The organism is Flavobacterium shii (assembly GCF_025847235.1).
In the GTDB taxonomy this organism is placed as follows: domain Bacteria; phylum Bacteroidota; class Bacteroidia; order Flavobacteriales; family Flavobacteriaceae; genus Flavobacterium; species Flavobacterium shii.
The window spans coordinates 92,423-105,809 of the sequence record NZ_JAOZEW010000005.1; the positions used below are offsets into that span (position 1 = coordinate 92,423).

Annotated in this window: 10 protein-coding genes; 7 read left to right on the plus strand and 3 right to left on the minus strand. The window is 33.3% G+C overall.

Going from position 1 to position 13,387, the window contains the following annotated elements; genetic code table 11:
- Nucleotides 1–8 precede the first annotated feature (8 nt).
- Both OIU83_RS06745 and OIU83_RS06750 read left to right on the plus strand, forming a co-directional pair.
- The gene (locus OIU83_RS06745; RefSeq protein ID WP_264205507.1) at nucleotides 9–3,455 is read left to right on the plus strand and encodes a T9SS type B sorting domain-containing protein; all 3,447 of its coding nucleotides are present in this window, start codon (nucleotides 9–11) and stop codon (nucleotides 3,453–3,455) included.
- 23 nt (nucleotides 3,456–3,478) lie between these two features.
- Nucleotides 3,479–4,366, plus strand: coding sequence for a PorP/SprF family type IX secretion system membrane protein (locus OIU83_RS06750; protein ID WP_264205508.1), 888 nt, complete (start codon nucleotides 3,479–3,481; stop codon nucleotides 4,364–4,366).
- Between the two features lie 137 nt (nucleotides 4,367–4,503).
- Here OIU83_RS06750 and OIU83_RS06755 read toward each other — a convergent pair whose 3' ends face one another.
- Complete coding sequence (locus OIU83_RS06755; protein ID WP_264205509.1) at nucleotides 4,504–5,055, minus strand: hypothetical protein; 552 nt, start codon at nucleotides 5,053–5,055, stop codon at nucleotides 4,504–4,506.
- 73 nt (nucleotides 5,056–5,128) lie between these two features.
- Entirely contained in the window at nucleotides 5,129–6,403 is a 1,275-nt protein-coding gene (locus OIU83_RS06760; protein ID WP_264205510.1) for a PQQ-dependent sugar dehydrogenase, read from the minus strand.
- A 185-nt stretch (nucleotides 6,404–6,588) separates the two neighbouring features.
- Here OIU83_RS06760 and hpt point away from each other — a divergent pair, with 185 nt between their 5' ends.
- The 4 genes from hpt to obgE all read left to right on the plus strand — a co-directional run bounded on the left by hpt (nucleotide 6,589) and on the right by obgE (nucleotide 10,234).
- Nucleotides 6,589–7,119: a hypoxanthine phosphoribosyltransferase gene (hpt, locus tag OIU83_RS06765; protein ID WP_264205511.1), complete on the plus strand. Its 531-nt coding sequence runs from the start codon at nucleotides 6,589–6,591 to the stop codon at nucleotides 7,117–7,119.
- A gap of 89 nt (nucleotides 7,120–7,208) precedes the next feature.
- Nucleotides 7,209–7,781 (plus strand): adenylate kinase, encoded by a 573-nt coding sequence (locus tag OIU83_RS06770; RefSeq protein WP_056246022.1) that lies wholly within the window; start codon nucleotides 7,209–7,211, stop codon nucleotides 7,779–7,781.
- 99 nt (nucleotides 7,782–7,880) lie between these two features.
- Entirely contained in the window at nucleotides 7,881–9,155 is a 1,275-nt protein-coding gene (locus OIU83_RS06775) for a hemolysin family protein (RefSeq protein ID WP_264205512.1), read from the plus strand.
- 77 nt (nucleotides 9,156–9,232) lie between these two features.
- Entirely contained in the window at nucleotides 9,233–10,234 is a 1,002-nt protein-coding gene (gene obgE, locus OIU83_RS06780; protein ID WP_264205513.1) for a GTPase ObgE, read from the plus strand.
- 74 nt (nucleotides 10,235–10,308) lie between these two features.
- On the opposite strand, the gene OIU83_RS06785 is transcribed toward obgE, so the two are convergent.
- The gene (locus tag OIU83_RS06785; RefSeq protein ID WP_264205514.1) at nucleotides 10,309–10,839 is read right to left on the minus strand and encodes an outer membrane beta-barrel protein; all 531 of its coding nucleotides are present in this window, start codon (nucleotides 10,837–10,839) and stop codon (nucleotides 10,309–10,311) included.
- Nucleotides 10,840–11,098: 259 nt separating this feature from the next.
- On the opposite strand from OIU83_RS06785, the gene OIU83_RS06790 reads away from it, so the two are divergent.
- Nucleotides 11,099–13,243, plus strand: coding sequence for a S46 family peptidase (locus OIU83_RS06790; protein ID WP_264205515.1), 2,145 nt, complete (start codon nucleotides 11,099–11,101; stop codon nucleotides 13,241–13,243).
- Nucleotides 13,244–13,387: the final 144 nt, after the last annotated feature.

Below are 13,387 nucleotides of genomic sequence, written 5' to 3' on the forward strand. Positions count from 1 at the left end.
TCGATTAAATGAAGAAAATTACTTTGATTTTACTTTTGTTATTTATAAAGTTATCAGCACAAAATACCGCGGGTTATATAACTGGTGGCACCGAGCCTTGGGGTCGACAAAGCAATATAATGGCAATGAATTTTGTATATGGTGGAGATTGGGATAAATATACTTACAATAACGTTGATGCTACAGATGTTTTTGTGCCTTCCCGAAAGTTTGTATACATAGAAGGTGGGGCATCTAACACTATATTCATGATAGATTTTATTGCTGCAAATAAAGTGATAATGGAGAACTGGGTTAGTGCAGGAGGAGTATTGCTTATAAGTGCAGCTACGAATATAATAAATACAGATTTTAGTGGTGGATTTGGAATAACATTCAAGAGAAAAGGACTAAGTACTGTTGAACCGGCTGATGTTGATCATATGTTTTTTACAGAGAGTTCTTATACGCCAATTTTAAATAACAGATATGATGGAAATTCTGTGGCACATAATGTGGTTTACGGGCCAGGATTGGTACCTATTTTAAAAGAGTTTGGAGGGCCAGAGATTGCTTTGGGTGAGTTGGAATTTGGAAGTGGATTGGTTCTTTTTTCAGGATTGACAGCACCTTTTTTCGATGTGTGGACCCCACAGCCTATAATAACTAACGTATTGAATCGAATGATTTCCTATGATGGGGTGAAAAAACCAGTAATATCGACAATTACAAATAAATCTACCTGCATTAACGTTCCTGCTTTGAATATTCCTTTTACGGCTACAAATAGAGGAGCGTTACCAGATGATTTGGTTTTATCGGTAAGTTCTTCAAATGTAGCTTTATTGCCGCTTGGTAATATTGTTTTTGGAGGGACAGATGTAAATAGGACTTTGTCTTTAACACCAACTGCTGGTGAGACAGGAACTTCTAATATTGTTGTAACCCTTACGAATAAATTAACAGGACAAACTGCTACTACTTCATTTGTTTTTACAGTTAATCTAACTCCTGTTGCTACAGCAAAAAACATTACTGCCCAATTAGATGCAAATGGTAGTGTAACGGTAGATGCAAGTCAATTAAATGGTAATTATAATGATTGCGGAATTAATAATTTTAAGCTTGTACCTGGAAGTATGGGGACATCTTGTGCAATAGCTATGGAAGGTAGTAATTTAGTGATTTCTGCACCGCCACAGTTTGTTTTTAATAATGTGCTATTTGCTAGTTATGGAAATTCAACCGGAAGTTGTGGTAATTATATTAAAGGAGGTTGTGATGCTGGTAATAGTTTAAGTTTTGTATCTCCTGAGTTAATAGGAAAGAACACAGCTACTATTTTTGCTAGTAATGATATTTTTGGAGATCCATGTAGTGGAACTCCTAAAAGGTTAGCTGTTGAGGCTAGTTATGTTCCAGCAGTTTCTGGGGTAGCTTCTATAACATATAGTTGTGCCGATACAGGTGTTCATAATGTAGTATTGGTTATTACTGATGATTATGGAAATATTACTTCGATAAACGCTACTATAACTGTTGAAGATAAAATTAAACCAACGATTACTTGTGCTACGCCAGCAGCATCGTATAATAAGGTTGCGGGTACATGTGATTATACGGTAACTGATACTAGTTTGGATCCTATTGCAGTTGCAGATAATTGTTCAGGACCACTAGTAGTTTCAAATGATTATAATGGATCAGATTCGCTTAATGGAGAAACATTTGATGTAGGGACAACAACAGTAATCTGGACAGTAACGGATGCTTCATTAAATACTACAACTTGTAAATATGATATTGTTGTAAAAGAAACAGAAGCACCTACAATTACTTGTGCTACACCAGATTTGTCATATAACAATGATGCAGGAGTTTGTAGTTATACGGTGATTGACGATAGTTTGGATCCAATTGCATTTGGTGGTAATTGTGCAAATTCGACAATTTCAAATGATTATAATGGTTTAAGCACGCTTGAGGATGCTGTATTTCCTATTGGGACCACTACAGTAATCTGGACTGTAACAGATACTTCATTAAATACTACAACTTGCCAGTATGATATTGTTGTAAAAAGTACAGAAGCTCCAGAAGCATTTGCAAAAGATATAGCAGTTTCACTTGATGCAACAGGAAGTGTAACAATTGTTGGAGCCGATGTTGATAACGGATCGACTCATATTTGTGGAGCTCCTACTTTGTCGGTTTCTCCGAATACATTTACTTGTGCAAATATTGGAGCCAATAATGTTGTTTTAACAGCGACAGATGCATCCGGTAATTCTTCTTCTGCAACAACAATAGTAACTGTTGAAGATAAAACGGCGCCAGTTGTAGTTGCAAAAGATATTACAGTAGAACTTAACGAAGTAGGAAATGCTACAATTACTGTAGCTGATGTTGATAATGGTTCGTCTGATAATTGCGGAATTAAATCATTAGCGCTTGACGTAACTTCTTTTACTTGTGCCAATATTGGTCCTAACGAAGTTGTTTTAACGGCTGGCGATGCATATGGAAATACTTCTTTTGCAAAAGCAATAGTAACTGTTGTGGCCAAAAGTGCTGCGATATTCACTAATAATATAACTATTAATCTTGATGATACAGGAAATGCTTCGATAGTTGCAAGTCAGCTAGATAATGGAAGTAAAAGTTCTTGTGGAATAGCTTCAATAAGTGTTACTCCAAAAACTTTTAATTGTAGTAATGTTGGTATTAATACAGTGACTTTTACTGTTGTTGATGTTAACGGGAATATCTCTTCTGCGAAAGCTATAGTAACGGTTCAGGATGTTTCGGTTCCAACGGTTTTTACCAAGGATATTACAGTTGAACTTGATGCGGCTGGAAATGCTTCAATATCTGCAAGCCAAATTGATAATGGTAGTTCAGATACTTGTGGAGTAGATATAATTAGTCTTGATAAAACTACTTTTAATTGTACTAATGTTGGAGTAAATACGGTTGTTTTAACGGTAAAAGATAAAAATGGAAATACTTCTTTTGCTTCTGCAAAAGTAACAGTAGTAAATAATTTCGACGATAATGATGGTGATGGAATTAAAGATAATTGTGATGATGATGATGACAATGACGGAATTCTGGATGTAGTAGATAATTGTCCGCTTACTTATAATCCAAATCAGGAAGATTACAATAAAAATGGTATTGGTGACGCTTGTGATTCTACCCAAATAAACGTAGCTGAAGCTATTACTCCAAATGGCGACGGAATAAACGATACATGGTTTATTTCTAATATAGAAAGTTATACAAACTCTGTTGTGCGTGTTTTCAATCGTTGGGGTACAGAAGTGTTTATGGCAAGAAATTACCGAAATGATTGGGATGGACATTATAAAAACGATGCCAAATCTCTACCTGAGTCCAGTTCATATTACTATCAAATTGATTTAGATGGCGATGGAACATTGGATAAAGAAGGTTGGATATACATTAACAGGTAATTGTAAAATATAAAATTTCAAAAATGAAAATAATTAAGAATATATTGGCAGGTGCATTACTCCTTTTTAGTAGTATGCTTTTTGCTCAACAAGAAAGTATATTTACAACATATCGTTACCATATGAATGTTGTAAATCCCGCTTATGCAGGTGTAGATGGTGAAACTGTTATTACTAGTACGTTTCGTAGACAATGGACAGGAGTTAAAGATGCTCCCGAAACTCAGGCGGTTTCTTTTGCTACATCGGTAGGAGGAAATCTTGGATTAGGTGTTTCTATGGTTTATGACAAGACTTTTATCGAAAAACAAACTCAGTTAGGAATTGATCTATCTTATAAATTACAAATAGGAGCTCTTACCGATTTGTATTTAGGATTAAAAGCGGGAGGGAATTTCTATAATGTTAATACTTCTGGTCTTGAAACCTATTTGCCACAATCGGATCCTGCTTTGTCTTCAATAAGTGAATTTAATCCTAATGTTGGTATTGGAGCCTTACTTAAGAACGAGAAATACTTCGTGTCACTTTCTGTTCCAAGAATGTTAAATACAGAAAGAGCAAAAAATAATGATGGATATGCTTCTGTTGCTACAGATAGACCTCATATTTATTTAAGCAGTGGATATAATTTTGATTTTGGAACCATTACACCTTTGGTTTTAAAGCCATCGTTTATGTTACGATATGTTAATGGCGCGCCAATTTCATTGGATGTTAATACAATGTTACAAATTCAGGAATTTTTCGAAATTGGAGCCAGTTATAGAACCGATGATGTTTTTGCCGGACTAATTAATTTAACCATTAGTAATCGTATGATGCTTGGTTATGCTTATGAAGTTAATACCGGGAAAGTATTGGCTAGTGCAAAGAATTCTAACGAATTTTTTATACGCTTTAAGTTTTAATAAGCTGTAAGAAAGAATTTAAAAATTGTCATTTTTTATTTCTATTAGTAGAAAAAGAGGGTATCTTTAATTAGATATCCTCTTTTTGGTTTGTAGTAATTTTGTTTTTATAAACCGATATAATTTTTGATGAAATGTTATTTTATTTTCTTAAGAAGTTCCCGTGCAACAGCTTTGTAGGCAGCGGTATGATTCGCATAATCTTTGGTCATGATAATTTGTAATTCGGGATGAATCCAATCGTATTGTTTTCCTAATATGTATAAGGTTCGCATTGCATATGCCTTTGCAGCTACTTTGGTATCGGTTATTAACCAATCAAAACAAGTTTCGATTATATCCTGAAGTTGTGTTTCGGAAAGTGTAATAATAGTTTCCGATTTTTTATAATGAGCAGTAACCAGAAGTTGACAGATTTTAGCAATCGGACGAATAGCACTTTCATCTTTTAATTTTTTTAGACTAGAGCAGAAAAAATTAAGATGAGGTTGTAGCCATTCCAATTTTTCATAAGATACAAATTCTAAAACCCAACAAGCTTTATGATAGTTTTTATTTGAAATATCGAAACAAGCGAAAATTAATTCGGTAAAATAATCAGGGTTTTCTAGAACTGATTGTGCGCCTTTAAGCCTATTTTCTCTGTAAGCGTTTACGTAATCAAGGGTTTTCTGTAATTCTGATGACATTAATTTTAAATTTGATTCGTAATTCAAGATCTAAAATAGATAATTTAATTTCTTTAAAGCAATAAAGGTTCGGCTATTTATTTGCGCTAACTCTCCAGATCGTGTTTCCACTGTCATCATTTACAAGGAGAGATCCGTCTTTCATAACTGTAACAGCAACAGGTCGTCCATAAACTTCGGCTTTATCTTCATTGGCTACAAAGCCAGTTAAAAAATCCTCAGGTTTTCCAGAAGGTTTTCCATTGGCAAAAGGAACGAAAACAACTTTGTAACCAGATATTTTTGCTCTATTCCAAGAACCGTGCTGACCTACAAAAATTCCGTTTTTATATTTTGCAGGGAAACTGTTTTTGTTATAAAATGCCAATCCCAAAGAAGCTGTATGTGCACCAACAGAAACATCCGGAACAATTGCTTTGACGGCCAGATCCTTACCTGCTCCTTTCATTCTTGGGTCTAAAATGTTGCCGTAATAAGAATATGGCCAGCCGTAAAAACCATTTCGTTTTACACTAGTTATATAATCCGGAACCAAATCATCGCCTAATTCATCACGTTCATTAACAGCTGTCCAAAGTTCATTATTTACAGGATTCCAATCCATTCCTACAGGGTTTCTAAGTCCGGAAGCATAGATTTTTTCACCAGTTCCATCAGGATTAATTTCAAGAATATTTGCCCGACGTATTTCTTTATCCATTCCGTTTTCTCCATTATTACTACCGGAACCTACAGAAATGTAAATTTTCGTTCCATCGGCATTCGTAATTAAATTCCTTGTCCAGTGATTGTTGTAACCACCGGCTGGAAGTTCAAGGATTTTCTCGCCTTTAGATTCTAATTTTAAAGGATTGTTTTTATATGGATATCGGTATAATCCATCTGTATTGGCAACATAAAAAAAGTCTTTTAGTATTAGCATTCCAAATGGTTTGTTGAGATTCTCAAGAAAGACTTCGCGGGTTTCAAATTTTCCATCTTTATTGGAATCTCTAAAAATTGTAATTTGATTTTTACTCGTTCTTGTTCCACTTTCTACTACGAAAATATCATTGTTGGGTCCAATATATGTCCAACGAGGATTCTCAAAGCCATCAGCAAATTTTGATACTGTAAAGCCTTGAGGTGCTTTTGGCATTTTCCCTTCTGGCCATTTAATAACTTTGCTATTGTTTGTTTTTGATTCTGTAGCATAGGGTGGAGGTAATGTAATTTCTCCAACAGCCGTTTTTACGATGTTGCCTGTTTGATTTGCCAAAGCTTTTTTTTCATCTTGCTTTACTTGTCCATTGCAAGCTGTTATTAGCATTAATAAAGGTACCGAAAATATTTGTGAGGTTGATTTCATTGCGGGTTTTGGTTAAAATGTTATAGGATAGTAATTTATAAAATTAAGAAATATTTGTAAAGAAAGATTTGTAAATATTAAGTGATATTTAATATTCTTAAAAAAAATGGATACAGCGTATATTTGATACTTACATTTTGTTTGTAATTCTGTATCTTTGCGCATTATTTTAAATGTAAAAAATAATGATACAACTTCACGATAAACAATTTGTTCCGTTTATTTCGGCTAAAGAAATTGATTTTGCAATTACTAAAATGGTAGCTCAGGTAGAAGATGATTTTGGAGATGATATTCCAATTTTTATTGGCGTACTAAATGGGTCTTTTATGGTTGTTGCCGATTTTTTGAAAAAATATAAAAAACACTGTGAGGTTTCATTTATCAAGATGGCTTCTTACGAGGGTACAGAAACAACTCATGATGTTAAACAATTGATTGGTTTAAATCAGGATTTGACAGGTAGAACGGTGGTCATTATCGAAGATATTGTAGATACTGGAAATACATTAGTAGAGCTTAAAGAGCTGTTTAAAAAGCAAAATGTTAAGCATTTAAAAATAGCTACTTTGTTCTTTAAACCTGAAGCATATAAAAAAGATATTAAGATTGATTATATCGGAATTCGGATTCCTAACAAATTTATTGTTGGTTACGGTTTAGACTACGATGGTTTAGGAAGAAACTTGGCTGAGGTATATAAATTGGCAGAATAAATTTGAACCAAAACCAAAGGATTATAAATTTAACTATTCATTTTAAACTTCTTTAAAATAATAAGGAAGTACGACACAACACACAAACTATGATTAATATTGTTTTATTTGGGAAACCTGGAGCAGGAAAAGGAACTCAGGCAGAATTTTTAAAAGAAAAATACAAATTAACGCATCTTTCTACAGGAGATATTTTTCGTTTTAATTTGAAAAATGATACAGATTTAGGTAAAAAAGCAAGAGTTTTTATGGACAATGGAGAATTGGTTCCTTGCGAAGTTACTACTGCAATGTTAATTGATGAGGTGAATAAACATCCTGACACAGCAGGTTTTTTGTTTGATGGTTATCCAAGAACTTTAGATCAGGCAGAAGCTTTAGATAAATTTTTACCAACTATTGGGTCAAGTGTTACTGCTACAATAGCATTAGAAGCTGATGATGAAATTCTGGTAGCGCGCTTATTAGAAAGAGGGAAAACAAGTGGTAGAGTTGATGATCAGGACGAAGAGAAAATTCGTGTAAGATACCAAGAATACAATGAAAAAACAGCTCCATTGATTGGATATTATAAAGAGCAAAATAAGTTTTACGCTGTAAATGGTATCGGAACTATCGAAGAAATTACAGAGCGTTTGACTAGTGTAATTGATAACTTGTAGTAAAAAAAAGTTTAAAGTTTAAGGGGTTTAAAATTTACCTAAGTAGTATTTATTTGGGATGAATTTTAGGCTTTAAACTTTAAATGTTTAAATATAAAAATGGAAATACTAATAATATTTTTTCTAATAATTTTAAATGGGGTTTTCTCTATGTCAGAAATCGCATTGATTTCGGCAAGGAAGAATAGATTAGAGACGGCAGCCAAAAAAGGGAATAAAAGTGCTAAAATTGCACTTGATTTAGCCAATTCACCGAATAAATTTTTATCAACAGTTCAAATCGGTATTACACTGATAGGGATTTTGACAGGTATTTATAGTGGGGATAAAATTACAATGGATGTTGAGGTTTTTGTAAATCAATTCCAGTTTCTGCAGCCTTATGCGCATTCTGTTTCAGTAGGTATTGTGGTTGTGATTTTAACGTTCTTTTCTCTTGTTTTAGGTGAGTTATTGCCTAAAAGAATTGGTTTGAATCACCCAGAAGCTATAGCCAAAGCAGTAGCTTTACCGATGAAGGTAATTTCGATTATTACAGCTCCGTTTATTTGGTTGCTTACTAATTCGACAGATTTTTTATTGAATATTTTGCAAATTAAACCTACTGCAGATGGTAAAGTAACAGAGGAAGAGATTAAAGCTATTATTAAAGAAGGTACAGAAGGTGGAGAAGTACAAGAAATCGAACAAGATATTGTAGAACGTGTTTTTCATATCGGTGATAGAAAAGTTAACTCGTTAATGACGCATAGAAAATCGGTTGTTTTCTTGCCATTAAACTCCGACAAAGAGCGTGTAAAAGAATTGATTTTGGAAGATTTACACTCTATTTACCCTGTTTATAGTGAGAATTACGATGATATTTCGGGAGTTGTAAATTTAAAAACAATCTTTGCAAATATTGAAAAAGAAGATTTTAGTTTGGCTTCGATAATGACCGATGCTCCTTTTATAATGGAACAAACAACGGCATATAAAGCATTGGAGAATTTTAAAAAAACAGGAATACATTATGCTTTTGTTTCTGATGAGTATGGGATTTTTCAAGGAATTATTACTTTAAATGATATTCTGGAAGCGCTTGTAGGAGATGCGGCCGATTTTTATAAAGATGAATTCCAGTTAATAGAAAGAGAAGATGGAACGTGGTTGGTAGATGGGCATTATTCATTGCATGATTTCTTAACTTATTTTGAGTTAGATGAATTAATCAATGATTATGAAGTAACTACAGTTAGCGGATTAATAATGACCGAATTATCACGAATTCCAAAAGAAGGTGAAAAATTGATTTGGCAAAAGTTTGAGTTGGAAGTCATCGACATGGATGGCGTAAAGATTGATAAGGTGCTAATAAAAGCACTAAAAGTTTAAAATAAAATAGTTTCCAGTTTTAGTTTTCGTCCGTAGTTTGCGTCGAAAATTGTTACTGTAACTGAATACTAAAGAAAATGACAGAAGGAAATTTTGTAGATTACGTTAAAATATTTGTTTCTTCCGGAAAAGGAGGGAAAGGTTCTACGCATTTACATAGAGAAAAGTTTATTGAAAAAGGAGGTCCGGACGGAGGAGATGGTGGACGTGGAGGTCATGTTTTTTTGGTTGGGAATAAAGGTCTTTGGACTTTATTTCATTTAAAATTTGCGCGTCACATTAAAGCTGGACATGGTGGAGATGGTGGAGGAGACCGAAGTACTGGAGCCGATGGTGATGATAAATTCATCGAAGTACCTTTAGGGACTGTTGTTAAGGATAAAGAAACAGGAGAAACTTTATTTGAAATCACCGAAGATGGAGAAAAACAAGTTCTTTCAAGAGGAGGAAAAGGTGGTTTAGGAAACTGGCACTTTAGAAGTCCAACAAATCAAACACCTCGATATGCACAGCCAGGTTTGCCAGGTGTAGAAATGGATGTTATTTTGGAGCTTAAAGTTCTTGCCGATGTTGGATTAGTTGGTTTTCCTAATGCTGGAAAATCTACTTTACTATCTGTTTTGACATCTGCAAAACCTAAAATTGCCGATTATCCATTTACTACATTAAAACCAAATTTAGGAATTGTAGCTTATAGAGATTTTCAATCTTTTGTAATTGCTGATATTCCTGGAATTATTGAAGGAGCTGCAGAAGGGAAAGGATTAGGTCATTATTTCTTGCGTCATATTGAGCGTAACTCTACTTTATTGTTTCTTGTTCCTGTTGATACACCAGATATTAAAGCGGAATATGATATCTTGGTAAATGAGTTGACTAAGTATAACCCGGAAATGCTCGATAAAGAACGTTTGTTGGTAATATCAAAATGCGATATGCTTGATGATGAACTTAAAGCTGAGTTGAAAGTTGAGCTTGATGTTGCTTTTAAAGATGTTCCTTATATGTTTATTTCATCGGTTGCTCAGCAAGGATTAACGGAGCTAAAGGATAAATTGTGGAAAATGTTGAATGATTAATGTTTTTTCATTAATGATATATAATAAAAAAACCACCAATTGGTGGTTTTTTATTTTAATGGGGCAAGGTGTTTTTACAAACTGAAGTTTTTAGAAATACCAATGTTCATTGTTTTTCCAAAATTGAATCCAATACGTTCTTGTCTTGGGTCATTTTTGCCGTCAATATTGTCATAATTTAGTCCACCTATTGAAAAGTTTAATCCAAAACCTTTTTTCATGTTTATAAATAAAGCTGGTGTGATATAAGCGTACATCCCTTTAGCGTCATTTATAGAGTTTTGTTGGTACCCAGATCCTATGTCTGCAAAAACAGCAAACGTTTCGTTAAGTGGTCTAGAGTAACGAACGAATCCTCCAATTTTTTGATTGTTAGAATTGTCAGCAAGATCATTATGAATACTACCAATAGTAGCATCTACTCCAGCTGTCCAGTTCTCTGAAAATTGATAACCAAATCTAGGTGAAAATTCAAATGATTCAGCTTTTGCATCACCAATTTTTTCAGAAGAATATCCAACATTTCCTCCTACAAGTACTGAACCTTTTTGTGCAGTAGCCATTGCAGAAACAACTAAAGCAACACATAATAGTAATTTTTTCATCTCTATATAAATTTAATTTATGCAAAAGTATAAATTTATTTATAAGAAATTAATTATATATAATTAATTTTTAATAAATTATTTATTACATATTTAATTGTGAAATAAAATGAATTTTCTAAGATGTAATTGTTTTTGAATCTGTGAAATTCACAAATATTAGGTGTAATTTGATTGATATGTTTATTTTTGGGATTGTGGCTACATGTTTAATTGTGAAAATGCACTATATTCGCGGAACTAAAAATATTTAATACGTATGAAAAAAATAATTTTATTTTTGACAATGTGCCTTATGGCTTTTCCTGTGAGAGCAGATGAAGGAATGTGGTTCTTGATGTTTATCGAAAGATTGAACCATAGAGATATGGAAAAAATGGGCTTGCAACTTACAGCCGAAGAAATTTACAGTATCAACAATCATAGTTTAAAAGATGCTGTTGTACAATTTAATGGAGGTTGTACTGCCGAAATCGTTTCTAAAAACGGTTTAGTATTAACAAATCACCACTGTGGTTACGATGCTATTGCTGAACTTTCTACTGAAGAACAGAATTATTTAAAAAATGGATTCTGGGCAAAAGATAAAAGTGCCGAAATGAAACCAAAATCATTATATGTTCGTTTCTTCGTTCGTATGGATGATGTTTCTAAAAGAATTTTATCAAAAGTAGATGATAAAATGACAGAAGCTGAAAGAAATAAAATTATTCAGCAAGAGATTGCTTTAATTGAAAAGGAAAACAATGAAGGCGGAAAATATACCGTTTCAGTTCGCCCTTTCTTTCAAGGAAATGAATACTATTACTTCGTTTATCAAGATTATAAAGATGTTCGTTTAGTAGGAACGCCACCAGAAAGTGTTGGAAAATTTGGAGGAGATACAGATAACTGGGAATGGCCACGTCATACTGGAGATTTTTCTATGTTTAGAGTATATGCTGATAAAAATGGAAATCCTGCAGATTATTCTAAAGATAACGTGCCTTTAGAGCCTAAACATTACTTGCCAGTAAGTTTAAAAGGAGTAAAAGAAAATGATTTTGCTATGATCTTAGGTTATCCGGGAAGAACAAACCGTTGGATGCCAGCTGGTGGAATCGAGCAAAACATAAAGTATGCTTATCCTGCTTGGGTTGAAGGTGCAAAAACCGGAATGGACCAAATGAAAAAGTATATGGATAAAGACGCAACTGTTCGTTTGCAATATGCATCTAAATATGCTTCTACAGCAAACTATTGGAAAAACCGTCAGGGAATGATTGATGCTTTAACAAAAGCGGGAACAGTAGCTACTAAAACAGAACAAGAAGATAAGTTCTACGAATGGGCAACTAAACCAGCTAATAAAGAAAAGTACGAAAATGTAATTCCAACGATTAATAGTTATTATAGAGAAACTAATTTAAAAGCGACTCACGATAATTACCTGATGCAACTTTTGCGTACTTCAAGTTATGCGGCAGGACCTGCAAATTTAGGAAACGCATTAATTGCATATTACAAGGAAAACGATGCGAAAAAAGCAGAGATGTTACCTAAGATTAATGCTATGATTGAAAATATTTATGGAGAGTTTTATGCACCACTTGAAAAAGATGTATTAACGGCTCAATTGAATTTATACGCTGCTAAAGCTGCAGAGTATGGTTTAGCTCCACAAATAGCTAAAATGAAATCAGAGAATAATGGTGATTTTACTGCAGACGTTGTAAAAGCAACTGAAATGAGTTATTTTACATCTAAAGATAAAGTACTAGCATTTATGGCTGATCCTAAACCATTGGCAATTGTACATGATCCATTGTATATTATCTCTAATGATTTACTGACTAAATACCGTACAAAGACAGAGGGACAATTAAAAGCGGATGATGGATTTGCAGTTGCTTACAGAGAATTAGTGGAAGGTTTAAGAGTGTCTAAATTAAATACTATTAAATATCCAGATGCAAACTCTACTTTGAGATTGACTTACGGAAAAGTTCGTGCTTTACCAGAAGATAAGAGAAATGATGCTAAAACTAATAATTATACTACAATGGCTGGTATGGTTAAAAAGTATAAAGCGGGTGACCAGGAATTTGATTTGCCAGCTAGATTATTAGAATTAAACAAAGCTAAAGACTTTGGTCAATATGCAGATAAAGCTGGATATATGCCAGTGAATTTCTTAACAGATAATGATATTACAGGAGGAAATTCAGGTTCACCAGTTCTTAACGGAAAAGGAGAATTAATCGGAATTGCTTTTGATGGTAATATCGAAGCTATGGCTGGAGATGTTATTTTTGATCCTAAATTACAAAGAACTATCAATGTTGATATTCGTTATGTACTTTGGATTATCGATAAATATGCAGGAGCTAAACACATTGTTGATGAAATGACAATTGTGAAGTAAAAAATAAATGTATTTTTTTAAATTAAGCCACCAAGATTTTAATCTTGGTGGTTTTTTGTTATTTTCTAATTTCAAGATGTATTACAAATAGCTTGGGTCTCAAAAACAAATTTTTGGACAAATTACTAATTTATACTTAAAAAG